We start from the raw sequence: 25,558 nt of genomic DNA on the forward strand, positions 1-25,558 counted from the left end.
GTCCCCATTTTTCGGGCAACTGTTACAATCGCCCCATGTTTATCGACTCACACTGCCATATCGATTTTCCGGAGCTGGCAGCCCGGATGCCTGAACTGCGCGCCAAGATGGCGGAGAACGGCGTCACGCACGCCTTGTGCGTGTCCGTCGACCTGCCGGACTTCCCCCGCGTGCTTGCGCTGGCAGAACAGTATCCGAATATCTTCGCCTCCGTCGGCGTGCATCCCGACTACGAGGACACGCCCGAGCCTACGGTCGAGCAGCTGGTCGAGCTGTCGAACCATCCGAAGATCGTCGCCATTGGCGAAACGGGGCTGGATTACTACCGCCTGACGGGCGACCTGGAATGGCAGCGAGAGCGCTTTCGCATCCATATCCGCGCCTCGCGCGCGACGAAAAAACCCCTGATCATCCACACCCGCGCGGCCAGCGAGGACACCATCCGCATCATGCGCGAGGAAGGTGCCGGCACGGGCGACGGCGGCGTGGCCGGCGTCATGCACTGCTTCACGGAGTCGCTGGAAGTGGCCCAGGCGTCGATGGAACTGGGCTTCTATATCTCGTTCTCCGGCATCGTCACGTTCAAGAGCGCCAAGGAGCTGCAGGCCGTGGCCCTGGCCGTGCCGCTCGAGCGCATGCTGATCGAAACGGATTCGCCGTACCTGGCGCCCGTGCCGTACCGGGGCCGGATGAACGAGCCGGGCTACGTGGCCCACGTGGCCGAATATATCGCCCAGCTGAAGGGCGTATCGGTCGAGGAAGTCGCCGCGCAAACGACGGCCAACTTCTTCAAGCTGTTCAGCGGAGCGCAAGCCTGATGGGACTGCGCCTTCGATTGATCCGCCGCCGGCTCGCGGCCATCGCCATCGCCATTGCGTCGTTTGGGACGGCGCCCCACGTCCACGCCGCGCCCGGCCAGGCCAGCGAGGCGGACGCCGTGACCTTCTTCCGCGCCGCCCAGGTGGATGACGCGCGCCGCATCAAGCCCCTGCTGGCGCGTGGGCTGGACCCGAACCTGCGCGAGCCCGAACGTGGCGAAACAGCCCTCATCACGGCCCTGCGCTATGATGCGATGAACGTGTTCGAGCTGCTGCTGGCGCAGCCGAAGATCGCGCTGGACGCCCAGGCGGACAACGGCAACACGGCCCTGATGATGGCGGCCTTCCGCAAGAACAAGGCCGCCGTCGAGAAACTCGTCGCCAAGGGCGCCCAGGTCAACCGGCCCGGCTTCACGGCCCTGCATTACGCCGCTGCCGCCGGCGATATCGACATCCTGCGCTACCTGCTCGAACAGCATGCGTATATCGACGCCGAATCGCCCACCAAGGTGACCCCGCTGATGCTGGCGGCCCGGGAAGGCCAGGAAGAGGCGGTGAAAGTGCTGCTGGAAGAGGGCGCCGACGCCACCTTGCGCGACAGCGGCTTCAAGCTGACGGCCGCGGAAATGGCCGAGAAGGCGGACAAGCCGTGGATCGCCGAAGCCATCCGCAAGCACCTGGCGGCCAGGGGCGGCAAGCGCTAGGGCCGCTGGCCATCGTTCGAACTGGACGGGTTTTCCCGGCGACCTCGCCGTTTTGAGTTGTCCAATTGCTGTCGATAATAGCGTTATTGCCAGTGGCACATATCAAAGGATCGACCATGTTGAACGAACGCGAAATCGAAAGCTGCTACCTGGGCCAGTTCATCCCCGTCCATTACCATCACAATATGCTGATGGACAATAACCGCATGCACAGCTTCAAGTCGGCCATCGACTACATCGTCAAGCCGGGCATGAAGGTGCTGGAACTGGGCGGCGGCACGGGCGTGCTGTCCTTCTTCGCGGCGGCCAAGGCGGCCCACGTCTACTGCGTCGAATTCAATCCGGACATGGTCAAGGAAGCGCGCAAGTTCATGGCGATCAACCCGAACGGCGACAAGGTGGAAGTGATCCACGCCGACGCTTTCGAATACCTGCCGCCGGAGCCGGTCGACGTCGTCATCTGCGAAATGATCCACGTGGCCATGCTGCGCGAGAAGCAGGTCGAGGTGATCGAATCGTTCAAGCGCCGCTACCAGCAGAAATTCGGCGGCCCGCTGCCCATCTTCATTCCCGAGGCCGTGCTGATGGCTGTCCAGCCCCTGCAGCAGGAATACGATTTCGAAGGTTTTTACGCGCCCATCGTGCAGTTCCAGGAAACGGGCGTCGTGCACACCCAGTCGGTCGAGCTGGCGCAGCCGGCCGTGTACGGCGTCATCGACTTCACGCAACCGAACGCGCTGTCGTTCGCGTGGTCGGGCAAGTTCGTCATCGAGCGCGACGGCACCCTGAACGCGATGCGTTTCGTGACGAAGAACATCCTGGCCGTCGTACCGGAACGCTCGTCCACCATCGACTGGCTGAACCACTACATGAACCTGCCGCTGGCGCAGCCCGTCAAGGTACGCCAGGGCGACGTCGTGCAGGTCAGCTTCGCCTACCGCGCCGGCGGCTCGCTGCCGTCGCTGGAAGCGGCGCTGCAGGCCACCGTGCTGTTCGAAGCCGTGCCCGAAGTGGCCGTGCCGGCACCGGTCGCGCCCATCGGCGCGCTGGCCTGAGCGGCCGCGCAGCTCCCGCACCGTTCATCCCGCCTTTTTGACGGCCGGTCGGCGCCACGCGCCACCGGTCGCATTCCGCGCCACGCACCGCCCACGGACGTTACAGTAGCACCTCACGGATTTTCGGAGGCTGCGATGTTCGGTTTCATGCTGTGGTTGCTTCTGCTCCTGCTGTGCTGGCCGCTGGCCTTGCTGGCCCTGCTGCTGTATCCCGTCTGCTGGCTGCTGACACTGCCGTTCCGGCTGATCGGCATCGGCGTCGATGCCATCTTCGAGACCCTGCGGGCCATTGTGCTGCTGCCGGCGCGCGTGCTGGGCGGCGCCCGGCGCTGAGAGAAGTTGCTCGAAAAATGGGGTCTGTCCCCATTTTTTGAGCAATGTTGCTATTTAGAACTCGACCAGGAAGCCGCCGCCCACCGACACCTGCGAGTAGTTGTAGTCGATCAGGCTCTGGCCGTACCCCGAGAAGAACTGCAGGTAGCCTTTCAGGTTGTCGCGCACGGGCATGGCCACGCCCACCTGCACGGCGCCGTGCTTCGTGTGGAAGTTGCGGCGGGCCGTCATCGAGTATTCCGTGCCGTCGTCGCGGTAGGTCACGCGCAGGTCGCCGTGGCCCATGAAGTCGGTGATGTCGAGGTTGTCGTTGTCCGACTTGTCGTTGTCGAGCCGCTTCCAGGCCCGCAGCGTCACGCCGAACTTGCCGTATTCGCCGCCCAGCTCGCCATACACGCGGTTCCAGCTGCGCGACAGCGTCGACGTCTGGCCATTCGACTGGTGCACGACACCGAGGCCGGCGTAGCGGAAGTCGAAGCCGCCGAGGCGCTTGCCGATCGGCATGACGGCCATGATTTCCGGCTGGTAGTTGGTTTCACGGAAGGGGCTGGATGCGCTGCGGTTATACGCCTGCCAGAAGCTTTGCTGGGTGTAGCCGAACCACAGGTCGACGGGCGAGCCGGCGATGGTTTCCAGCATCTTCATCTTGAAGCTCAACTGGTACATCAGTTCGACGTGCTTCGATTTCAGTCCGGCCGGCGTGACTTCCTCGAACGGCGTATCGTTGGTGCTGTTGCTGTAGTTGGCCAGCAGCAGGTAGGTGTCGCGGTGCGGGCGGAAATTGAACACGCCCCGCTTGCTGCCCTGGTCCAGCTCCCACTGCGGCACCATGCGCGATACCTGCGGCGCGCCGGCCAGTGCCGGCGTGGCCGGCTGCGTCGTGGCAGGCGCGGCCTGGGCCACGGCGGAGTTGCCGGCATTGGCGGCGGCGGACGGCGCCACCACGACGCCGTCCGCCGCCGGGGCGCGCTTGGCCAGAGAGTCGTAGCAGGCCAGCCGGCCGGTCGGGTCGCCCAGCAGGGCGCAGCGTTCCAGGGTCTGCTCGACCGGCGCCGTTACCGAAGCGGGGGCATCGGTGGCGATCTGGCCGAAGGCGAAGGATGGGGAGAGCGCGGCCATGGCCATAAGGAGGGGGGAAGTGCGTAGTTTCATTGTCATAATATCATTCAGTTGGCAGCAACACGCAGTATAGGGGTTGCCGAGCTGAACCGCCGCACGAATGCTTGAAAGGTGGAAACAGCACCCAAACCATGCCGGCCCGGCCCTGGTGGAACGTTGCTAGAATCGTCGGGCACCCATCGTCAACCTCCAAGGAGAATGTCATGAGCCGCAAGACCCCCATCGAGCGTTACCGGAATATCGGCATCAGCGCCCACATCGACGCCGGCAAGACCACCACCACGGAGCGCATCCTGTTCTACACGGGCGTCAATCACAAGATCGGCGAGGTGCACAACGGCGCGGCGACGATGGACTGGATGGAGCAGGAGCAGGAACGGGGCATCACGATCACGTCGGCCGCCACCACGGCGTTCTGGCGCGGCATGGCCGGCAACCTGCCGGAGCACCGCATCAACATCATCGACACGCCGGGCCACGTCGACTTCACCATCGAGGTGGAGCGGTCGATGCGCGTGCTCGATGGCGCCGTGATGGTGTACGACGCCGTCGGCGGCGTGCAGCCGCAGTCGGAAACCGTCTGGCGCCAGGCCAACAAGTACAAGGTGCCCCGCATCGCCTTCGTCAACAAGATGGACCGGGTGGGCGCGGACTTCTTCCGCGTCCAGCAGCAGATCCGCGACCGCCTGAAGGGCACGGCCGTACCGATCCAGATTCCGCTGGGCGCGGAGGACCATTTCCACGGCGTGATCGACCTCGTCAAGATGCGCGCCATCAGCTGGGACGACGACAGCCAGGGGGTCAAGTTCACCTACGAGGACATTCCGGCCGAGCTGCTGCCGCTGGCCCAGACCTGGCACGAGAAGATGGTGGAGGCGGCCGCCGAGGCCACGCCCGAGCTGACGGAAAAATACCTGAACGGCGAGACCCTGACGGAAGACGAAATCAAGGCGGCCCTGCGCCAGCGCACCATCCGCAACGAGATCGTGCCGATGCTGGCCGGCAGCGCCTTCAAGAACAAGGGCGTGCAGGCCATGCTGGACGCGGTGGTGGAATACCTGCCGTCCCCGGCCGACGTGCCCGCCATTGCCGGCCACGACGAGCATGACAACGAGATCGAACGGCATCCGCTCGATTCCGACCCGTTCGCCGCGCTCGCCTTCAAGATCATGACGGACCCGTTCGTGGGCCAGCTGGCCTTCTTCCGCGTGTATTCCGGCATCGTCAATTCGGGCGACTCGGTGTATAACCCCACCAAGGGCCAGAAGGAGCGGCTGGGGCGCATCCTGCAGATGCATGCGAACGAACGCAAGGAGATCAAGGAGGTGTTCGCCGGGGATATCGCCGCCGCCGTCGGCCTGAAGGGCGTGACGACGGGCGACACCCTGTCCTCGCCGGAACACGTGATCGTGCTGGAGAAGATGGTGTTCCCGGAGCCGGTGATTTCGCAGGCGGTCGAACCGAAGACCAAGGCCGACCAGGAGAAGATGGGCATCGCACTGAACCGGCTGGCCCAGGAGGACCCGTCGTTCCGCGTCCATACCGACGAGGAATCGGGCCAGACCATCATGGCGGGCATGGGCGAGTTGCACCTGGAAATCCTGGTCGACCGGATGCGGCGCGAATTCGGCGTCGAGGCGTCCGTGGGCAAGCCGCAGGTGGCCTACCGGGAGACCATCCAGAAGGCCGTCGTCGACGTCGAGGGCAAGTTCATCAAGCAGTCCGGCGGCAAGGGCCAGTACGGCCATGTCGTGCTCAGGCTCGAACCCCTGGAACACGGCAAGGGCTTCGAATTCGTCGATGCCATCAAGGGCGGTGTCGTGCCACGCGAATTCATTCCGGCCGTCGACAAGGGCATCCAGGAAACCCTGCGCACGGGCGTGCTGGCCGGCTACCCGGTGGTGGACGTGCGTGCCACCTTGACCTTCGGTTCGTACCACGACGTCGACTCGAACGAGAATGCCTTCCGCATGGCCGGCTCGATCGCGTTCAAGGAAGGCATGCGCCGGGCCGACCCGCAGCTGCTGGAACCGATGATGGACGTGGAGGTGGAAACGCCGGAGGAGTTCATGGGCAATGTGATGGGCGACCTGACGACGCGGCGCGGCATGGTGCAGGGCATGGACGAGATTCCCGGCGGCGGCGGCAAGCTGATCCGGGCATTGGTGCCGCTGGCCGAGATGTTCGGGTACTCCACCACGCTGCGTTCGCTGACGCAGGGCCGCGCCACCTACACGATGGAATTCAAGCACTACGCGGCCGTGCCGAAGCACATCCTCGAGCAGATCGCGGCCGGCCGGCGGGTCTGAACGGGCGCGGAAAAGTCCGATCCAGTATACGGAATCGGACGATAGGAAGACCTTGCGCCACGTTCTAGGATGACTTCTACCCGCCGCGTGCCGGGGCCCTGCGCGCCCTGGCGCGGCGGCATTTTCCGACAAACAAGCGATGCACAAGGAGGAACGATGATCAATCGACTGGTGACTCTGGCGGCCCTGGCGGTGGGCGGCGCCTACCTGGCCAGGCAGCTGAAGAAGAACGGTATGCTGAAGGGCGATTCGACCGTGCGCGAGACCATCGTCGTGGACGTGCCGTTGCGCACGGCCTACGACCAGTGGACGCAGTTCGAGGAATTCCCGTCGTTTATGGACAGCGTGCAGGAAGTGCGCCAGCTCGACGACAAGCGGCTGCGCTGGAAGGCCGACGTGGCCGGCAAGACGATCGAGTGGGATGCGGAGATCACGGCGCAGGTGCCGGACCGGCGCATTGCGTGGCGCAGCACGACGGGCACGCCCAACAGCGGCATCGTCAGCTTCGAGCCGCTGGGCTCCCGCCGTACGCGGATCGTGCTGGAAATGACGTACACGCCCGGTGGCCCGCTGGAAGTGGCCGGCGATGCGCTGGGTGCCGTCCGGACGGAGGCGCGCAACAACCTGCGCCGCTTCAAGGAAACCATCGAGGCCCGCGGCCGGGAAACGGGCGCCTGGCGCGGCACGATCGCCGGCGACAAGCCGCAGCCGACGACGCATTGACGGTCCGGGCGGGCGGCGCGGGCCGCCTGCCCGGTTTGTCTCGGCCGGCCCCCGCTGGCCTTACCCGCCCAGCAGCTTGGCAAATTCGTCCGCCGGCACGGGCTTGCCGTACAGGTTGCCCTGGCCGTATTCGCAGCGCAGCAGTTTCAGCAGCTTCGCTTCCTCCGGCTTCTCGATGCCTTCGGCCACCACCTGCAGGTCCAGGTTGTGGGCCAGCGACACGATGGTCTGCACCAGGCCCATGTAGCCGGCATCCTGCGCCATCTTGATGACGAACGAACGGTCGATCTTCAGCACGTCCACCGGTAACGTCACCAGGTAAGCCAGCGACGAATAGCCCGTGCCGAAGTCGTCGATGGCGACGGGTACGTCCAGGTTGCGCACGCGGTTCAGGATGTCGACCACCTTGCGGTGATCCGACACGAGGCTCGATTCCGTCACTTCGATCGACAGGGGCCGCATATGGGCCTCGGCCGTGTTCAGGGCCTTTTCGATATCGTCGAACAGGGTGTCGCAGCGGAACTGGGCCGGTGCCACGTTGACGGCGATCTGCGGCGGGTTCAGCCCCGCGTCATGCCAGGCGCGCCAGTCCTCCATGGCCCGCTGCATCACGTGGCGGCCTACTTCGATGACAAGGCCGCTGCGCTCCAGCACCGGCACGAACTCGCTGGGCGGCACGATGCCCCGGCGCGGATGGCGCCAGCGCACCAGCGCCTCGGCGCCGGCCAGCTTGCCCGTCTTCAGGTCGATCTTCGGCTGGTAGTAGTTGAGGAATTCGCCCCGCTCGACGGCATCGCGCAGCTCCGCTTCCATGCTGATCTGGCGCGCCAGCGCGTGGTCCGCGTCGCGGTCGTAGAAGCCGATGTGTTCTTCCATGTGGCGCGCGCCGGCCAGCGCATCCCAGGCCTTGACGAGCAGCTCGTCGGCCGTGGTGCCGTCCTCGGGCAGCATGGCCGCGCCCACGTTGACGGTGCACCAGATGCGGTGCTGGTCGACCTGGTACGACCCTTCCAGCAGCGGAATGATGACGTCGTGCGCGTAGCCGCGCGGGGAACGGGCTTCGTCGACAGGGTAGAACAGGGCGAAGCGGCCGATGCCCACGTGCGACAGGATCATGCGTGCATCCACCTGGTCGCGCAGGCGCTGGGCCACCTGCCGCATCAGACCGATGGCGGCCGTGTTGCCGTAGGCCGAGCTGATTTCGTCGAAGCGGTTGATATTGATCAAGAGGACAGTGCCGCTGGCGTTCGCCGCCGCCAGCGCGGCCACTTCCTCGTCGAAATGCAGGCGGCTGGGCAGGCCTGACAGCGCATTCGTGCGGGCCAGCCGGTGCAGTTCCTGCGCGTTCAGGAGGCGCTCCAGGCCGAAGCTCAGTTCCGTGCCCAGTTCGCCCGCCCGTTCCCGGTAGAAGCTGTCGAAGAAGTCCGGCTTGGGCGAGTAGAACGAGATCACGCCCCAGGACTTGCCGTTGACGAACAGGGGAATGGCCATGCAGGACTGGATGGCACGGGCCGCGCAGCCGCTGTTGAGCTCATGGGAGAATTGCAGCTTGCCTGTCGTCAGGGCTGCGCCGGCCAGCTCCGGCAGGAACCAGTCCGCCACGGCGCGGCCGTCCGGCGTCCCGCTGTCGGCGTCGCGCCACTCGTGTTCGGTGCCGTCGCGGGCGGCCGACGTGAACAGCTTGAGGCCGCCGGTGGCCTCGTCGACACGGCTGATGTCCACCATGTCCAGCCCGGGCTGGTGGGCCGCTTCCCGGCACGTGTCCAGGCACAGCGATTCCAGCGTGCGGGCGCGGGAAATGATGGCGGACAGGCGCGACAGCAGCACATAGAAATTATCGTGGCGGATCAGGGCCCGTTCCTTCGCCACTTCCTCCGTCATGTCGATGGCCGAGCCGCCCAGGAAGGGCTCGCCGTCCACGTCGATGGGGAACTTGTGCACGAGCCAGTGGCGGCTGCCGTCGCTGGACGTTTCCATCGTCTTGATGACTTCGCGATTTTCCAGCACGGCCCGGTCCTGTTCTTCCAGGCTGCGGCGGATGTCCTCGGGCCAGAAATGGCTGTCGTCCTTGCCCACCACCGTCGGCACGCCGAAAAAACCGTGCAGCGCGGCATTGCCCATCACATAGCTGCCGGAGCGGTCCTTGATCCACAGGGGTGACGGCGAATGCTCGGCGAAGCCGGACAGGAAGCTTTCCGCGCGCGACAGCTTGCGCCGCAGTTCCTGCTGGCCGCGGGCGGCGCCGGCCAGGTCGAGCAGGGCCTGGCGCTGGGCCGGGCCGGCGTGGGGCGCCAGGGCCAGCAGCCGGTTCTCGTCCGCCAGGCTATCCACGGGCACGGGCCGGCCGACGATGAAGGCGGCCAGCCGGGCCAGTTCCGGGGCGATGCCGTCGGCATCCACGGGCGGCGCCACGCAGGGCGGATCCGGCAGCGCCAGTTCATGTTGTTCTTGGGGGGCGATGTGGTTCATGGTCTGCTTACCGGGGCGGAAATGGGATCGTCGCATGCGACGGTGTTTGCGGCAACGGCAAAGTGTCCGGACACCGTGGCGGCATCAGAACAGCTTGAGCTTGAGCTGGATGGCAAGTGCGCCATGCAGGCGATCCTTGTATGTCGGTACGATAGCAAAGTTCACGCCAAACCGGTCGTTCTCCACGCTGAGTACGGGAATGACAGCCAGGAACCAGCCGCCGTCGCGCATCTTCGGGTAACCGTCAAATCCGCCGACCACGGCGCCGATCCGCACGGGACCCAGCGCAAAGGGCTGGTAGTACACCCCCGCATAGTTGGAGATGGCGCGGTCGCTGTTGTGGAAACGGCCCGCCGTGGCCGAGGCCACCGTCGAGAAGCGGTATTCGGCACCGATGCCGGGATTGGTGTCGTCGAAGCCCTTGTCCCGCTGGAAGTGGTACGAGTAGAAGCCCGGGTTGACCCACAGCTCGCTGCGCGGCTGCGATTCGATCAGTTCGAAGGGATTGGCGTAACCCGCAAGCGGCAGCGCCGTCAGCAGGACGCCCAGCAGGGCAGTGCATTTCATCGGTTTCCTTTGACGTAAGCCATGGTGTTACTTCCTCATCAATAGCGTGGCAATTATAGCTACAGATCAAAGCGGGCGGGGCAACGCTTGATCTGGCTTAGGAAATTGCCAGATGGCATTTGACTGTCTTTTGGGCATCGCCGACAGTACAACTCCCACCTTCTCCCGGAGAGCGAAATGATCGCAAGCACGACGAACATCCTGTTGACGCGGGCCACCCTGGTGGCCGCCACGGTTGCGGCCCTTGCCGGCTGCGCCACCACCACCAAGCCCGGCGTCGTCGGCGTGCAGCGCCAGCAACTGATGCTGGTATCGGCCGACACCGTCGAACGCATGGCCCTGGTCAGCTATGCGCGCCAGAATCAGGACGCCCAGCAGGCCGGCCGGCTCGTGACGAAAGGCCCGGAGCTGGAACGCCTGAAGCGCATCGCCGCCCGGCTGCAGGGCCAGGTGGGCACCTTCCGCGACGACGCCGCCAAGTGGAACTGGCAGCTGAGCCTGATCGACGCCCCCGTGCAGAACGCCACCTGCGCGCCGGGCGGCAAGATCACCTTCTACACGGGCCTGGTGCGCCAGCTGAAGCTGACGGACGACGAGATCGCCATCGTCATGGGCCATGAAATCGCCCACGCGCTGCGCGAACATGGCCGCGAGCGCGTGTCCCAGGCCTATGCCCAGAACGCGCTGACGTCGACGGCGCTGGCCGCCGCCCCGAACAGCGCGGCGCAGATCCAGGCGGCCAACACGGTGGCGCATTACCTGTACGCGCTGCCGAACTCGCGCCAGAACGAATCCGAGGCCGACGCCATGGGCCTGGAACTGGCGGCGCGGGCCGGCTACAAGCCCGATGCCGCCGTTGCCGTGTGGCGCAAGATGCAGGCCCAGGACAAGGGCCGCCAGCCGGCCGAATTCACATCCACCCATCCGTCGCATTCGACCCGCATCACGGACCTGACGGCCATGCTGCCGAAAGTGCAGCCACTGTACCAGCCGGTGGCGCAGGCCGGCACGGGCACGAAGAAACGGTAAGCGCAGCCTGGCTCAGTCCAGCTTCAGTTCCCAGTAGCCCACGTCGATCCACCGGTCGAACTTGAAGCCCACTTCGCTGAAGTGGGCGACTTTCTGGTATCCCAGCTTTTCATGCAGGGCCACGCTGGCCGGATTCGGCTGGGCGATGCCGCCGATGGCCAGGTGGCAGCCGGCCGCGCGCAGCCGCGCCAGCAGCGTTTCGTACAGGGCCGTGCCGCCGCCCCGGCCGCCCTGGCCCCGTGCCAGGTAGACGCTGGTCTCCACGGAATAGCGGTAGGCATGGCGCACGCGCCACTTGGTGGCATAGGCATAGCCGGCGATGATGCCGTCGCGCTCGAGCACCAGCCAGGGCAGGCCGCCATCCTGCACGCCGGCGATGCGGGTCGCCATGTCCTCGCTTGTGACGGCTTGTTCCTCGAAGCTGATCGTGCTGTCGAGGATATACGGGTTGTAGATGGCCGCGATGGCGGCGGCGTCCTCTCCGGTGGCGTCGCGGATCGTCTCGCGTATCGTCAACTACTGCTCCTGTGGTCAAAAGTTCACTATAACCACGGCTCGCGGCAAGGTCAACGCAGGGGAACGTCGTCGGCGCCGGTCCGTCGCTATACTGTGGCGATATCGACAACGGGAGACGGCCGTGGACAAGGGCAAGGTAACGATGGCGCTGCTGCTGGTGGCAAACGTGGCGGCAGGTGCAGCGAAAGGGGAGGCAATGGGCAAGGTGGATGTGCAACTGGCGGTCGACGGCAAGCAGGACAAGGTCCTGGTCACCGTGCAGCTGGAAAACCGGGGCAGCAAACCGGCGTATGTGCCGCGTTCGCTGGCCAGCAAGGCGCAACTGGACGGGCGCCTGTTCGACATCACGGATGCGCGCACGGGCGAGGAAGTGGCCTACCAGGGCCGCATGGTCAAGCGGGGCCCGCTGACGGCGGAAGACTTCCTGGCGCTCGCGCCCGGTGCGAAGCACCGCCACACGATCGACATCACGCCCGCCTACGCCTTCAAGCCCGGCAAGCACGACTACCGGCTGTCGTATGCGGGCACCTATGGCAGCGACGTCCAGGCGCTTGCGGCAGGGGCAGCGGCAAACGTGCTGGCACCGGCACCCGTCACCTTCTCCTACACCGCCAAGTAAATTCGGGGACTGTCCCCGAATTTTCCGACACGAGCAAGCAAAGTCCGGGACTGTCCCCGAATGTTCCGGGTCTGTCCCGGACTTTTCTTTACCGGGCGGCGCGGCGCAGGGCAGACGCAAAAAGGCCGCGCGTACGCGGCCTGGAATTCTCCCCCTCCGAAGAATCTCTGTTTTTTTATTGCAGCGCTGGCGTATTTTCGCCGAAGTATTCGTGCGAGTCGGCGTTGTCGACGGCGCGGGTCGGGTTGCTGGTGGCCAGCGACGCGGCGGCGGACTGGCCGTAGGCCCAGTCGTCCGTGCCGGCGACGATGTTGAAGTGGCTCAGCTCATGCACCAGCGTGCCGCCCTTCGAATCCGTGCCCGACGTCGGCGCGCTCCAGAACGCATTGCAGACGTAGATCTTGTACGGCTGGGTTGGATAGACGTAGGCGAAATAGCTTTCCTTGCAGCTGCAATCGACGTTGATGGGCTTGGTGTCCAGCGCGTTCTTGATATTCGCGAAGTGCGACTTGACGGTGGAATAGCGGCCGGCGTCGTAGGTACCGAACCACTTCGTATAGCGCGTGCCGCGGGTACCGGCGTTCAGGTAATTGACCGAGCCGTTGGCCATCGTCTTGGCGGCCGACATGGCCGACGTGATCGACGTCTGCTGCGACGCGCTGCACGAGCTGAACGTCAGGCCTTCGCCTTCGGGCGCCGGGGCCACGCGCTTCTGGTTGCTGCCTTCGATCCACACCTGCACGGCTTCCGACGTCAGCAGGTCGTCGCTGTCGGCCGGTGCCGATTTCGCGGCGGATTTGGTTTTTTCCAGGATGTCCGGTGCCTTGGTGACGAAGCGGATGGCGTAGTCGCCCGACGTGGTCAGGTCGTAGATCGACGACAGTTCCACCGTGGCCGTGTGCGACTTGCCTGGCTGGATGACGAAGTAATCCTTGGCGCTGGGCGCATGGCGCTTGACGTGCTTGCCTTCATAGGCCACCGGCACGCCGTCGCGGGTGACGTCGAACAGCGACTCCTCGATCGGGCCGAACGGGGTCTGCCACTTCAGCAGGCGCTGCGGTACCGACGATGTGTTGGTCAACGTGACCTTGACGACGACGTCGTCCGACGGGCCGAGCGATTGTTTGTCCAAGCTGATGCTTGCCACGACGCCCGATGCCGCATAGGCGGACATGCAGAATGCCGTCGCGACGACGGTACCGCCCAACTTGACCATATGATTCCAGCGCATGCAGTTCTCCTGTAAGAGGGTAGAGAGGACTCCCGGACCGGATAGGAACGGGGTGAACTCATCCTCACATGGCATTAGCGCGGAGTCAACATTGTCAAACGCGTGCGCAATCGTGCGCGCGGCAAAGCCGCAACATCTTGAACTTTCTGGACATTTTCAGCCCATTTGTTAAATTTGAGACAGGTGGTATGGTCCCGCAACCTGTCAACAATGCCAGGGAAGCTCAGGCCCTCGGCCGCTGCCGGTGGAAGACGAGCGGGCTGTACGGCACTGCCGACGGTGGCGGGGAGCGCAGGATGCCGGGTTTCATCGCGCCCACCACATGCATCTCGCAAGGCTTGCAGTCGAAGCGCAGGGTGTACGTATCGTCGCCGCTCACCAGGGTCATCGGCTCGGCCCGCACCTGGCCCTGCACGCCCGTCACGCCCTTGGCCTGTTTCGGGCACAGGTTGAAGGAGAAGCGCAGGCAGTGCTTGGTGATCATCAGCGACACCTCGCCCGCTTCCTCGTGCGCCTCGTAGGCTGCGTCGATCAGCTGCACGCCGTGGCGCTGGTAGAAGGCGCGGGCCCGTTCGTTGTACACGTTGGCCAGGTAGGACAACTGTGTGTCCGGGTACACGGCGCGCGGCTCGGCCGGGGCCTTGCGGGCAGGGCGCTCCCACGCCGCCAGCCGGGCCGCCTCGTGGGCCGCGACGGCATCGCGCCGCAAGGCATTGATGGCGGCGGCCGGCACGAACCACGGCTGGCGCAGGTCCAGCGCGACGCCTTCGGCCACGAACATCGTGTTGCCCAGCTTCGCCAGCGACGTGCGCAGCGCCGTGTCGGCCTGCTCCGGCTGCGTGGCCGGCTGCAAGGCGATGGCCGCGCCGGTCACGCTTTCGATGCCGTCCTCGTCGCGGATGGCCAGGGACAGGCCATCGGGCGTTTCGGACAGCGTCAGCTGCAGCGCCACCTTGCGCTCCGACGATTTCTTCGCCAGCACGGCTTCCCATTGGTGGTCGCGGTTGCGGTGCACCTCGACGCCGGGCTTCAGGCCGGGCAGGGCGCTGACCGGTTCGTTGGGGTGGATGCGCCAGCGCTGGCCGGTTTCATCCTCACCGAGCTTCTGCACCGTGTTGCACTGGATGCCGACGGTGGCGCGCTTGTTCATGTAGTTCAGGCCGTTGCCATTGGCCAGCGGCGCCTCGGCCAGCAGCTCGACGTGGTCCAGGCCCACTTTTGTTACGACGCCCACCCGCACGCCCAGGTATTTCGGCGAATCGAAGGCGCCGATATCGTCCTGGCGGCCTTGCGCGAAATAATCCGTGTGGCCCCGATTGAAGTTCTTGTCGACGTCGGGCGTGAACAGCACGTGGGTGCGGCCGCTGGCGGCGCGCACGAAGCCGCTGCGCCGCGCCAGGATCTCGTCCAGCAGCAGCCGGTAATGGGCCGTGATGTTCTTCACATAGCCCATGTCCTTGTAGCGCCCCTCGATCTTGAAGGAGCGGATGCCGGCGTCGATCAGCGCTTCCAGGTTGCGGCTCTGGTCATTGTCCTTCATTGACAGCAGGTGCTTGTCATACGCCACCACGCGACCCTGGCCGTCCGACAGGGTATAAGGCAGCCGGCAGGCCTGCGAGCAGTCGCCCCGGTTGGCGCTGCGGCCCGTGTCGGCATGCGAGATATAGCACTGGCCCGAGAAGGCCACGCACAGGGCGCCATGGATGAAGTATTCCAGCGGCGTGTCGACCTGGGCGCGGATGGCGGCGATCTGCGGGATCGTCAGCTCGCGCGCCAGCACCAGCTGGGAAAAACCCACATCGCCCAGGAACTTCGCTTTCTCGACGGTGCGGATGTCGCACTGGGTGCTGGCATGCAGCTGGATCGGCGGCAGGTCCAGTTCCAGCAGGCCCATGTCCTGCACGATCAGCGCATCGACGCCGGCCTCGTACAGCTGGCGGATCTGCCGCTGTGCCAGTTCCAGCTCGGCGTCATGCAAGATGGTGTTCATCGTGACGAAGATGCGAGACCGGTAGCGGTGGGCGAACGTCACCAGGTCGGCGATTTCTTCCAGCGTGTTGCTGGCATTGTGGCGGGCGCCGAAGGCGGGGCCGCCGATATACACGGCGTCGGCGCCATGCAGGATGGCTTCGCGGCCGATCTCGGCGGTTTTAGCGGGTGACAACAGTTCGAGTTGGTGGTCGAGCAGGGACATGGCGCTTTCCTTTGCGGGGAGACAAAAATTATAGCGTCGCTCTCCGTCGGGCGCCAGCAACGGCGGCGTCTCCGGCCACGGATATTCAGTGCTCATCGGCAACTTCGTGTGTATAGTCACCTTGACCGCCTGCCTCGATCCCGCACCGGCCCATATTTCCCAGGCCGCGACCCCGCCTTTCGTTACCGCGAGGCGCACCATGAAACAGCAGGAACTTTCCCTTCACGCCATCCATTGCCAGGCCGACCGGCTGATGGTGACCATCCTGTGGCTGATGGTGCTTGCCGCGTTCGGTCTGGCATCCCGCCACGACACCTTGCACTGGGCAATCCTGGCGGGTGCCGGCCCGGCCGCGCTGTGCACGGCGCTGGCATGGTGGCGCCCCGGCAGCTTGGGCACGCGGCTGGCCGTTGCCGCCGCGTCCATGGTGCTCAACGCCTTGCATATCCACCAGAGCGGCGGCATGGACGAGGCCCATTTCGGCATCTTCGTCATGCTGGCCTTCCTGCTGTGCTACCGCGACTGGCGCGTGATCCTGGCCGGCGCCGCCGTCATCGCCGTGCATCACCTGTCGTTCAACTGGTTGCAGCAACAGGCGTACGGCGTACGCTGCTTTACCGAGCCCGGCTGGGACGTCGTGTTCGTCCATGCCGCCTATGTCGTGCTGGAGAGCGCCGTGCTGTGTTTCCTGGCCATGCGCCTGAAAGCCGAGGCGATGCAGGCGGCCGAGCTGAATGCGGCGGTGGCGGCCATCACGGGGGGACCGGCCGGCGCGGTCGACCTGCGACCGCTGGCGCTGCCCGCCGCCAGTCCTGCCGGCCAGGCGCTGGAACACGGCGTCGCAACCTTGCGTCTGGCCACGAGCGCCGTCGCGTCCGGACTGGCCGGCGTGCATGCCGCCGCCGATGACATTGCCGCGGCCAACGCCGAGGCCATGCGCAATGCCGACGAGCAGTCGGACCACGTCGACAGCACGGCCGCGACGATGCAGGCCCTGGCGGCCGGCATCGTCGCCAACACGGCCGATGCGCGCGAGGCCAGCGGCTATGCGGCATCGGCCAGCGAGGTGGCGGGTGCCGGGCGGCAGGTAGTGGACGAAGTGCAGCGCGTGATGGCGGGTATTTCGGCGTCGTCCCGCAAGATCGAGGAGATCATCGCCGTCATCGACGGGATTGCCTTCCAGACCAACATCCTGGCCCTGAACGCGGCAGTCGAAGCGGCCAGGGCGGGCGAGCAGGGACGGGGCTTTGCCGTGGTGGCGTCGGAAGTGCGCCAGCTGGCCCAGCGCTCGGCCACGGCGGCGCGGGAAATCAAGGACGTCATCGTCACGTCGGTGGACCAGGTCGCTGCCGGCGCGGCCCTGGTGGACCGGACCGGCATGACGATGCACGACATCGTCGACGGCATCACACGGGTCGCGCAGGCAATGGACCACATCGTCGATGCCTCGACCAGGCAGCGCGGCGAGATCACGGCGGTGGAAAACAATCTGGCGGAAATGCGCCGCGGCGCCGGGCGCAACGCCAGCGCCATCGCCACGACCCACGATTCCGTACAGGCGCTGCACGCAACAGCCGACAGGCTGACGGCGTCGCTGCAAAACGTGCGGGTCTGAGGCCTACAGCAGGGGTGCGCCGTCGCCGTCGGCATCGTCGCAGTCCCACGGGACGACGCCGACCAGGGTGCTGCGGCGCAGGCGCACGCGCGCGTGGGGAGCGCGGATACCCGAGGCCATGCCCCAGGCCGCAGCCCAGCGCAGGGCCCGGTCCGTGACGCTGCCGTACGGCTGTTCGGCGGCGGCACGTTCCAGCGCCCGCGACATGCGCTGCATGGCATAAAGCTTTTTCGTCGATACGTTCACCATGGGGGGCACGATAAGCCTCCTGGCCGGCGCCGTGTGTGACCTGCTTAACGGAGCGATCACATTGGTTGCAAGGTATTAAGACTATAGTCGTGCCCGCTCCGTGGACTCAATGCCGCTTGCGGCGGCTGGCCACCAACCCCGCCAGTCCAAGGCCGAATATGGCCAGTGAACCCGGTTCCGGCACGTGCTGGAATGTGGCACCGAAGAAGTTGCCCGTGCCCCCCATGTGGCGCATGCCCTGGCCGGGGAAAGGTTGCGTATAGCTGGTGCTGAAGGCCAGGTCGGCGCCGCCGGCCTGGCGGTTCGTGTCGAACCAGGCCCGGGCCAGGCCGCCGACGGCGTCCAGCTGGCCCAGGCCCGCGATATTGGGAGGATTGCGGAAATTGACGCTGCCCATCATCGACGAGCCGTCGATTTCCCGGCCTTGCAGGCTGAGCCACAGGGTGCCGATACCGGTGTTACCGGCGTTCATCGATGTGACATCGTTCGGATTGATGAAGGTCACTCCCGTGTTGACGAAGATGTCCAGGGTGCCGCCCTTGTAGTAGGTCTGGCTGCCTTCTTCCTTCCACCGCGTGAAATTGCCGAACTTGAAGGTCAGTTCGCAGCCGGGGCAGAAGCTGGCCTGGTTGGCGCCGTTCATCGTCGAGATGAAACCGAAGCCACTTACGGCGCCGTCGTTGCCGATGAACTGCTGGATCTGGACCGACGCCGACGAGAAGTCGAGCTGGTAGGCCGGGTCCCAGGTCACGCCCCCCACCGTTACGGGGGTGGCCATGGCGCCGTGCGCTGCCAGGCCCAATGCGAATCCGACAATGATTTTTTTAGCGGTTTTCATGTTGATCCCTTCGTCACAGGTGGAACAATTTCCATCCATCTATGAAGAGAGCAACTCCCGTGCCAAACAAGCGAGTGTGGGGCAAGTGCCTGATTACAATGGAAGAGCCCGCCGAACGACAGTCCGGCGGGCATCTTTTATTGCTGATGTGTAAGCGATCCCGACGCTTTTACGACTGGTCCGCCACCGGGTCGCCGGTCCGATCCGGCAGGCGCGTGGCCAGCACCTTGTCGATGCGCAGGCCGTCGAGGTCGACCACCTCGAAGCGCCAGTCCTGCCAGTCGCAGTGCTCGCCTGTGTGGGGAATGCTGCCGACCAGCAGCATCAGCATGCCGCTCAGGGTGTTGTAGCGGCCCCGTTCCTCTTCCGGTACGGCCGCCAGGCCCAGGCGGTCCTTCAGCTCGGGAATGGGGATCAGGCCATCGAGCAGCCAGGAACCGTCGTCGCGCTGCACGGCCCACGCATCGTCCTCGCCCTGGTTGGTCTTGAACTCGCCCGTGATGGCTTCCAGCACGTCCTGCAGGGTGACGATGCCCTGCACCTCGCCGTACTCGTCGACGATGAAGGCCAGCTGCACGCCCGAACCCTTGAAGTGTTCCAGCAGCTCCATGCCCGTCAGCGAGGCCGGCACGAACACGGGCGGCGCCAGGCCGGCGATGAGGTCCGGCGCTTCGCCGCGCAGGGTGCTGGTCAGCATCTGGCGGGCGCTGGCCACGCCGAGGATTTCGTTCCAGCCGCCGCGCACGACGGGAAAGCGCGAATGCTGGCTCGATTCCAGGCGCACCAGGTTCGTTTCCAGGTCCGCCGCGGCGTCAAAATACACGACATCGCTGCGCGGCACCATGAACGAGGCGATCTGGCGGTCGTCCAGCCGGAACACATTGCGCACCATCGTGTGTTCGTGCGCCTCGATGATGCCGGCGTCCGAGCCCTCGGCCAGCATCATGTGCAGCTCTTCCTCCGTCATCGCGGCCGGGCCCTTGTTGCGCACGCCCAGCAGGCGCAGCACCAGCTCGGTCGAGCCGGACAGCAGTTGCACGAAAGGCTTGGCTATGGCAGCGAGCACCAGCATGGGCCGCGCCACCAGGCGCGCCAGCGGCTCCGGGTTGATCTGGCCGAGGCGCTTGGGCACCAGTTCGCCCACGACAATGGAGAAATACGTGATCGTCACCACCACCAGGCCCGTGGCGGCGTATTCGGAAGGAGTGACTTCCATGCCGAGCGACTGCAGCCACAGCGCGAACGGCCGGGCCAGCGTCGCCTCGCCGACGATACCGTTGAGCACACCGATCGACGTGATGCCGATCTGGATGGTGGACATGAACTTGTTCGGGTCTTCGCCCAGTTCCAGGGCGGCGCGCGCGGCCTTGTCGCCCGCCTCCGCCAGCTTCACCAGCCGCATCTTGCGGGCCGTGACGAGGGCGATTTCGGACATCGCGAAGATGCCGTTGAGGACGATCAGGCCGAACAGTAGCGCTATTTCCATGATGCGGGGCGCCCGTTGCGCCCTGGTGTGAAGGTGCGGCTATTGTACAGGGAGCCGCGTGGGCTCCCTGCAAGCCTGGTTTACTTCCTGCGGTACGCCCACGCATACAGCGCCGGCAGGATCAGCAAGGTCAGGGCAGTCGACGACAGGATGCCGCCGATGACGACGGTGGCCAGCGGGCGCTGCACCTCGGCGCCCGTGCTGGTGGCCAGCGCCATCGGCAGGAAGCCCAGCGACGCCACCAGGGCCGTCATCAGGACAGCACGCAGCCGCGACTGGGCACCTTCGCGCATGGCCGCTTGCGGCGCCAGGCCCTGGTCGCGCAGGGCCCGCACGGCCGCCATCATCACCAGTCCGTTCAGCACGGCCACGCCGGATAGGGCAATGAAGCCCACCGCCGCCGACACGGACAGCGGCAAGCCGCGCAGCCACAGGGCCAGCACGCCGCCCGTCATGGCGAACGGAATGCCGGTGAAGACCAGCAGGCCGTCGCGCACGCTGCCAAACATCAGGTACAACAGCGCGAACACGATGGCCAGGGCCAGCGGCACCACCAGGGCCAGGCGCTGGCTGGCCTTTTCCAGGTTCTCGAACTGGCCGCCCACGGCCAGCCACACGCCGGCCGGCAGCTTCATGCTTCCAAGCTGTCCCTTGAGCTCACCCACGAAGGAGCCCAGGTCGCGCCCCCGTACATTGGCCGTGACGACGATGCGCCGCTTGCCGTTCTCGCGGCTGATCTGGTTCGCCTCCGGCACGAAGGCGAGGGTGGCGACGGCCGACAGGGGAATGCTGGCCGCGCGGCCGTCCCGCGCCGGCAGCGCAATCGGCAACTGGCGCAGGAAATCGACATCGTTGCGCACGCCTTCGGGCAGGCGCACGGTGATGGCAAAGCGCCGGTCGCCCTCGAACACGAGGCCGACGTCGCGCCCGCCCACCAGGGTGCCGAAGGCTTCCTGCACGTCCGCCACGTTCAGGCCATAGCGTGCCGCCTTGTCGCGGTCCACCAGCAGGGTCAACGCCGGCAGGCCCTCGGTCTGCTCCACCTTCACTTCCACGGCGCCGTCGATGCGTCCCAGCCGCTGGGCCACGTTGCGGGCGGTGGCGGCCATGGCCTCGGCATCGTCGCCGAACACCTTGACGGCGACGTCGCTGCGCACGCCGGAAATGAGTTCGTTGAAGCGCAGCTGGATCGGCTGCGAGAACTCGTAGGCGTTGCCCGGAATGCGGTTGGCCGCCGCGCTGATGGCAGCCACCAGTTCCGCGTGCGTGCGGCGCGGCCTGGGCCACTGGCTTTCCGGGCGCAGCATGATGTAGCTGTCGGCTACGTTCGGCGGCATCGGGTCGGTCGCCACTTCGGACGTGCCGATGCGGGCGAACATGTGTTCGATCTCGGGAAACTCGCGCACCAGGGTGCTTTCCAGCTGCTGCTGCATGCGCACGGACTGCTGCAGGCTGGTGCCGGGAATGCGCACCGTCAGTACGGCCAGGTCGCCTTCCTCCAGGTTCGGCGCGAATTCCGTCCCCAGGCGCGTGGCCAGCAGGGCCGCCAGCAGCACGGCCAGCAGCGCCGCCGTCAGCGCCACGGGGCGATTGCGCAGGGTCCAGTCCAGCAGGGGCAGGTAGCGCCGGCGTGCGGCGGCCATCAGGCGGTTCTCCCGTTCCGCCAGCGGACGCGTGACGAACAGCGCCACCGCCGCCGGCACGAACGTCACCGACAGCAGCATCGCCGCCACCAGGGCCATCACCACCGTCACGGCCATCGGGTGGAACATCTTGCCTTCGATGCCCGTCAGCGCCAGGATCGGCAGGTAGACCGTCATGATGATCAACTGGCCGAACAGCAGCGGGCGCCGCGCTTCGGCGGCGGCCAGCGCCACTTCGGCGCAGCGTTCCTGCCGCGTCAGCGTGCGGCCCGCCGCGCCTTGCGCGTGGGCCAGGCGGCGGATGCAGTTCTCGACGATGACGACGGCGCCGTCGACGATGATGCCGAAGTCCAGCGCGCCAAGGCTCATCAGGTTGGCGCTGACGCCGGCCTGCACCATCCCCGTAAACACCATCAGCATCGTCAATGGAATGACGAGGGCCGTGATCAGCGCCGCGCGCAGGTTGCCGAGGAAGACGAACAGCACGGCCACGACGAGCAGCGCGCCCTCGACCAGGTTGTTGCGCACAGTGGCGATGGCCTTGTTGACGAGCACCGCGCGGTCGTAGACGGGCAGGGCGCGCACGCCCGCCGGCAGCGAACGGTTCACGTCGCGCAGGCGGGCATTGGCCGCTTCGGCCACGGCACGGCTGTTCTCGCCGATCAGCATGAAGACGGCGCCCAGCACCACTTCGCGGCCGTTTTCCGTGGCCGCCCCCGTGCGCAGCTCGCGGCCAGGCGCCACGTCGGCCACGTCGCGCACGCGGATCGGCGCGCCCTGCACGACGTCCAGCACGATATTGCGGATCTCGTCCAGGGTGCGCAACTGGCCGGGCGTACGCACAACGAACTGCTCGCCGCCTCGCTCGATATAGCCGGCGCCGGCGTTGCCGTTGTTGCGCTCCAGCGCGTTGACCAGGTCCGCCAGGCCCAGGCCGTGGGCGGCCAGCCGGGCCAGGTCCGGCGCCACCTGGTATTCCTTCAGGTAGCCGCCGATGGTATTGACGTCCGTGACGCCGGCCACGCCGCGCAGCTGGGGCGCGACGATCCAGTCCTGGATTTCGCGCAGGTCCGTCGGCGTGTACGGCGTGCCGTCGGCCTTGCGCGCCGTGGCACTGGCTTCGACGGTCCAGTACAGGATCTCGCCCAGGCCCGTTGCCGTCGGCCCCAGCGCCGGCGACAGCTGGGCCGGCAATCGTTCCCGCGCCAGTTGCAGCCGCTCGCCAACCAGCTGGCGGGCAAAGTAGATGTCGGTGCCGTCCTTGAACACGATCGTCACCTGCGACAGGCCGTACTTCGACAGGGAACGGGTCTGCTCCAGCCCCGGCAGGCCGCTCATCACGGTCTCGAGCGGGAAGGTGATGCGCTGTTCCACTTCCAGCGGCGAATAACCCGGCGCCGCCGTATTGATCTGGACCTGGACGTTCGTGATGTCCGGCACCGCGTCGATGGGCAGGTGGCGGTAGCTGTAGATGCCCAGCGCGGCCAGGCAGGCGGCCGTGAACAGCACCAGCCAGCGGCGCGCGATCGACAGCTCGATCAGGGCCTGGAACGGCGAGCGGCCGGCGCTTTTGTCCATGTCCATTTCAGTGCTCATGCTCTGCCTCGCCCTTGCCCAGGTCGGCCTTCAGCAGGTAGCTGGCACCGGCCGCGTACTGCGTGCCGGCTGCCAGCCCGCGCAGGATTTCCGTGCGTTTGCCGTCCGCGCGGCCCGGCACGACGGTGCGGGCCTCGAATCCACCCGGCGTGCGCACGAACACGACGCTGCGTTCGTGGATGGTCTGCACGGCATCGCTGGCCACCGTCACAGCCGCGTCGGCGTGCTGGCCCATCAGGTCCAGCGTCGCCAGCATGCCGGGCCGCAGCCGCAGGCCGGGATTGGCCAGGGTCACGCGCACGGTCGCCATCCGTGTCGTCTCGCCCAGCACGGGGCCGACGAAGGAGACGGTAGCGGCCAGCGGTTTCTCCAGTGCCGCGGCGCTGATCGTGGCCGGCATGCCGATGCGAACCTGGGGCAGGTTCTCCGTCGGCAGGGCCGCCTCGATCCACACGCGACCCAGGTCGGCCACCGTCAGCAGGGGCTTGCCGGCGTCGACGGTGCCGCCCGCGGTGACGGGCCGTTCGATGACGACGCCGGCAATCGGCGCGCGCACGGTGACGGCACCGGTCAGCGCAGCGCCGCCCGTGGTGCCGATACCCAGCGCGCTCAAGCGGCCCTGGGCGGCCTGCTCGGCGATCCGGGCTTCGGCCAGCGCGGCCTGCGCCGCTTCCATGTCCTGGCGTGCCGAGATGCGCTCTTCCCACAACTGCCGTTCGCGATGGAACACGGCGTCGGCCTGCAGCCGGCGCTGGCGTGCCGTGGCCAGTTCGGCGCGCCACACGGCCACCTCGGGGCTGTGCAGCACCAGCAGCGCCTGGCCCTTGGCCACCGTGTCGCCGGGCGTGACGGCGACGGATTGGACCATCCCGGCGCCGGGCGCCGCCACGGCCACCGTGCGTTCGGCATCCACACTGACCTGGGCCGGCAGGTGCAGCAATTCCTGGATGCGGGCGGGCCTCGCCTGTTCCAGGCCGATGCCGTTGGCGCGCACCTGCGCGGCCGTCATGACGATATCGTCCCTGGCCTCGGGGGGCGCCTGCTGTTCCTCGTGGCGGTCATCGTGCCCGTGCGAGTCGGCGTGGCCGGCGTGTTCTTCCGGCGTGGCCGGCGCGCCGGGCTGGCGCCACAGGATCAGCGCGGCCAGCACGGCGGCCACGAGGCACAGCAGGGCGACGATGCGCCATTGTTTGTTCGGAAGTTTCATGGTCGGATCTCTTCAATGGGGGCCAGGCGCTGCAGCGCCGCGTGGGCTTGCCAGGCGTCCTGGGTGGCCTGCAGGCGGCGCGCGCGGGCGCCGAACCACGTGCGCTGGGCGTCCAGCACGTCCAGGTAGTCGAACTTGCCGAACTCGAAGCCCCGCAGGGTCGATTCGTAGATGGAGCGGGCAACGGCCACGACGTCGTGTTCCAGGGCCAACGCTTCGTCGCGCGCCTGGCGGTAGCGCAGCCAGGCGGCCGTCGTCTCGGCGCGCGCGGCCAGTTCCGCCGCCTGCAGGCCCGCCTCGGCCTGGCGGGTGCGGGCCTGGGCCGCCGCGACGTTGCCGCTGTTGCGGTCGAACAGGGGCAGGGGTACGGCCAGGCCCAGCACGGCCTGGCGTCCGGCCAGCTGGTCGTCGCGCTGGCTGCCTACCGTGAAGGTCACATCGGGCAGGCGGTTCGCCCGCGCCAGCTTGACGTGGGCCTGCTGCAAGGCCAGTTGGCGCCGCGCCTGGCGCACGGCCGGCCCCTCCGTTGCCGCCACCTGCGCCGCCGGCAGGGGGCCAAGGTCGGGCAGCGGCGCCGCGTCATCCTTCGGTGCCACGGCTTGCCCCGTCAGCGCCTGCAGGCGTGCCAGCGCGATGGCCAGCTCGCCGTCGGCGCGGGCCTGCTCCAGGCGGGCATCGGCCTGGGCCAGCCGGGCCTTGTCCGCGTCGATGGGCGAGACCTTGCCGGCGGCGACGCGCAGGGCGACGGCGTCCAGGCCCCGGCCGGCCAGTTCGAACGTGGCTTGCGCCAGTTGCTGGCGTTCGCGCGCGCCCAGCGCGGCGTAATAGGCGGCAATGACGTCGGCGCGCACGGCCTGGCGCCGGTCCTGCTGCTCGCCGCCGGCGACGGCCAGGGCCCCTTCGGCCACGGCGACGCGGGCGGCGCGCTTGCCGCCCAGTTCAATGGGCTGGTTCAGCTGCAATGTCGTGGTGCGATTGCCGGCGCGGTGGCCTTCGCGCAGCCAGGCCAGTTCAGGATTGGGCCGGCGGCCGGCCTGCTGGACGTCCGCCTCGGTGGCGGCCACTTCCTCGGCGGCGGCGCGCAGGGCGGGGTGGTGGTCGAGGGCCAGCGCGATGGCGGTGGGCAGTTCGACGGCGTGCGGCGTGGCCGGGTCGGCAGTGATCGTGCCGGCAGCAGCGCTGCGGGCTAGAACGAATGCCGACACCACGGCCGCGACGAGTACTCGTTGCGTGTTCAT

General features: G+C 66.8%; 21 protein-coding genes. 9 read left to right on the forward strand and 12 right to left on the reverse strand.

What is annotated here, in order from left to right:
• Window positions 1-35 precede the first annotated feature (35 nt).
• The 4 genes from GM672_RS12780 (at window position 36) to GM672_RS12795 (ending at window position 2,910) form a co-directional block, all read left to right on the forward strand.
• The gene (locus GM672_RS12780) at window positions 36-818 is read left to right on the forward strand and encodes a TatD family hydrolase (RefSeq protein ID WP_155470911.1); all 783 of its coding nucleotides are present in this window, start codon (window positions 36-38) and stop codon (window positions 816-818) included.
• The gene (locus GM672_RS12785) at window positions 818-1,522 is read left to right on the forward strand and encodes an ankyrin repeat domain-containing protein (protein WP_155470912.1); all 705 of its coding nucleotides are present in this window, start codon (window positions 818-820) and stop codon (window positions 1,520-1,522) included. The genes GM672_RS12780 and GM672_RS12785 overlap by 1 nt, the downstream gene beginning before the upstream one ends.
• 116 nt (window positions 1,523-1,638) lie before the next feature.
• Complete coding sequence (locus GM672_RS12790; RefSeq protein ID WP_155470913.1) at window positions 1,639-2,577, forward strand: class I SAM-dependent methyltransferase; 939 nt, start codon at window positions 1,639-1,641, stop codon at window positions 2,575-2,577.
• A 135-nt stretch (window positions 2,578-2,712) separates the two neighbouring features.
• A complete protein-coding gene (locus GM672_RS12795; protein ID WP_155470914.1) occupies window positions 2,713-2,910 on the forward strand; it encodes a hypothetical protein in 198 nt (65 codons plus the stop codon).
• Between the two features lie 54 nt (window positions 2,911-2,964).
• On the opposite strand, the gene GM672_RS12800 is transcribed toward GM672_RS12795, so the two are convergent.
• Window positions 2,965-4,029 (reverse strand): phospholipase A, encoded by a 1,065-nt coding sequence (locus GM672_RS12800; RefSeq protein ID WP_155470915.1) that lies wholly within the window; start codon window positions 4,027-4,029, stop codon window positions 2,965-2,967.
• A 203-nt stretch (window positions 4,030-4,232) separates the two neighbouring features.
• On the opposite strand from GM672_RS12800, the gene fusA reads away from it, so the two are divergent.
• Both fusA and GM672_RS12810 read left to right on the forward strand, forming a co-directional pair.
• Entirely contained in the window at window positions 4,233-6,338 is a 2,106-nt protein-coding gene (gene fusA / locus GM672_RS12805; protein WP_155470916.1) for an elongation factor G, read from the forward strand.
• Between the two features lie 156 nt (window positions 6,339-6,494).
• Complete coding sequence (locus GM672_RS12810; protein ID WP_155470917.1) at window positions 6,495-7,061, forward strand: SRPBCC family protein; 567 nt, start codon at window positions 6,495-6,497, stop codon at window positions 7,059-7,061.
• Between the two features lie 60 nt (window positions 7,062-7,121).
• Here the strand turns inward: GM672_RS12810 and GM672_RS12815 are convergent, their stop codons facing one another.
• Window positions 7,122-9,530, reverse strand: coding sequence for a sensor domain-containing phosphodiesterase (locus tag GM672_RS12815; protein WP_155470918.1), 2,409 nt, complete (start codon window positions 9,528-9,530; stop codon window positions 7,122-7,124).
• An 84-nt stretch (window positions 9,531-9,614) separates the two neighbouring features.
• Window positions 9,615-10,097 (reverse strand): hypothetical protein, encoded by a 483-nt coding sequence (locus GM672_RS12820; protein ID WP_155470919.1) that lies wholly within the window; start codon window positions 10,095-10,097, stop codon window positions 9,615-9,617.
• Between the two features lie 177 nt (window positions 10,098-10,274).
• Here GM672_RS12820 and GM672_RS12825 point away from each other — a divergent pair, with 177 nt between their 5' ends.
• Window positions 10,275-11,126: a M48 family metallopeptidase gene (locus GM672_RS12825; protein ID WP_170300046.1), complete on the forward strand. Its 852-nt coding sequence runs from the start codon at window positions 10,275-10,277 to the stop codon at window positions 11,124-11,126.
• 12 nt (window positions 11,127-11,138) lie between these two features.
• On the opposite strand, the gene GM672_RS12830 is transcribed toward GM672_RS12825, so the two are convergent.
• A complete protein-coding gene (locus tag GM672_RS12830) occupies window positions 11,139-11,636 on the reverse strand; it encodes an arsinothricin resistance N-acetyltransferase ArsN1 family B (RefSeq protein ID WP_170300048.1) in 498 nt (165 codons plus the stop codon).
• A 127-nt stretch (window positions 11,637-11,763) separates the two neighbouring features.
• On the opposite strand from GM672_RS12830, the gene GM672_RS12835 reads away from it, so the two are divergent.
• The gene (locus GM672_RS12835; RefSeq protein ID WP_155470921.1) at window positions 11,764-12,261 is read left to right on the forward strand and encodes a hypothetical protein; all 498 of its coding nucleotides are present in this window, start codon (window positions 11,764-11,766) and stop codon (window positions 12,259-12,261) included.
• Window positions 12,262-12,436: 175 nt separating this feature from the next.
• Here the strand turns inward: GM672_RS12835 and GM672_RS12840 are convergent, their stop codons facing one another.
• Window positions 12,437-13,492: a M35 family metalloendopeptidase gene (locus GM672_RS12840; protein ID WP_155470922.1), complete on the reverse strand. Its 1,056-nt coding sequence runs from the start codon at window positions 13,490-13,492 to the stop codon at window positions 12,437-12,439.
• A gap of 223 nt (window positions 13,493-13,715) precedes the next feature.
• Window positions 13,716-15,686, reverse strand: a complete 1,971-nt coding sequence (locus GM672_RS12845; protein WP_155470923.1) for a peptidase U32 family protein — start codon at window positions 15,684-15,686, stop codon at window positions 13,716-13,718.
• A 199-nt stretch (window positions 15,687-15,885) separates the two neighbouring features.
• Here GM672_RS12845 and GM672_RS12850 point away from each other — a divergent pair, with 199 nt between their 5' ends.
• Window positions 15,886-17,301 carry a methyl-accepting chemotaxis protein gene (locus GM672_RS12850; protein WP_155470924.1) on the forward strand — a complete coding sequence of 472 codons (1,416 nt, stop codon included), beginning with the start codon at window positions 15,886-15,888 and terminating at the stop codon, window positions 17,299-17,301.
• A gap of 3 nt (window positions 17,302-17,304) precedes the next feature.
• Here the strand turns inward: GM672_RS12850 and GM672_RS12855 are convergent, their stop codons facing one another.
• The 6 genes from GM672_RS12855 to GM672_RS12880 all read right to left on the reverse strand — a co-directional run bounded on the left by GM672_RS12855 (window position 17,305) and on the right by GM672_RS12880 (window position 25,558).
• A complete protein-coding gene (locus tag GM672_RS12855; protein ID WP_155470925.1) occupies window positions 17,305-17,559 on the reverse strand; it encodes a hypothetical protein in 255 nt (84 codons plus the stop codon).
• A 97-nt stretch (window positions 17,560-17,656) separates the two neighbouring features.
• The gene (locus GM672_RS12860; RefSeq protein ID WP_170300047.1) at window positions 17,657-18,388 is read right to left on the reverse strand and encodes a PEP-CTERM sorting domain-containing protein; all 732 of its coding nucleotides are present in this window, start codon (window positions 18,386-18,388) and stop codon (window positions 17,657-17,659) included.
• A 169-nt stretch (window positions 18,389-18,557) separates the two neighbouring features.
• Window positions 18,558-19,874 carry a hemolysin family protein gene (locus GM672_RS12865; protein ID WP_155470927.1) on the reverse strand — a complete coding sequence of 439 codons (1,317 nt, stop codon included), beginning with the start codon at window positions 19,872-19,874 and terminating at the stop codon, window positions 18,558-18,560.
• A gap of 80 nt (window positions 19,875-19,954) precedes the next feature.
• Window positions 19,955-23,113 carry an efflux RND transporter permease subunit gene (locus GM672_RS12870; RefSeq protein WP_229417709.1) on the reverse strand — a complete coding sequence of 1,053 codons (3,159 nt, stop codon included), beginning with the start codon at window positions 23,111-23,113 and terminating at the stop codon, window positions 19,955-19,957.
• Window positions 23,103-24,320 (reverse strand): efflux RND transporter periplasmic adaptor subunit, encoded by a 1,218-nt coding sequence (locus GM672_RS12875; RefSeq protein WP_155470928.1) that lies wholly within the window; start codon window positions 24,318-24,320, stop codon window positions 23,103-23,105. Before GM672_RS12875 ends, GM672_RS12870 begins: the two co-directional genes overlap by 11 nt.
• On the reverse strand, window positions 24,317-25,558 hold the full coding sequence (locus GM672_RS12880) for a TolC family protein (protein ID WP_155470929.1): 1,242 nt from the start codon (window positions 25,556-25,558) through the stop codon (window positions 24,317-24,319). The genes GM672_RS12875 and GM672_RS12880 overlap by 4 nt, the downstream gene beginning before the upstream one ends.

Source organism: Pseudoduganella buxea (assembly GCF_009720835.1).
In the GTDB taxonomy this organism is placed as follows: domain Bacteria; phylum Pseudomonadota; class Gammaproteobacteria; order Burkholderiales; family Burkholderiaceae_D; genus Rugamonas; species Rugamonas buxea.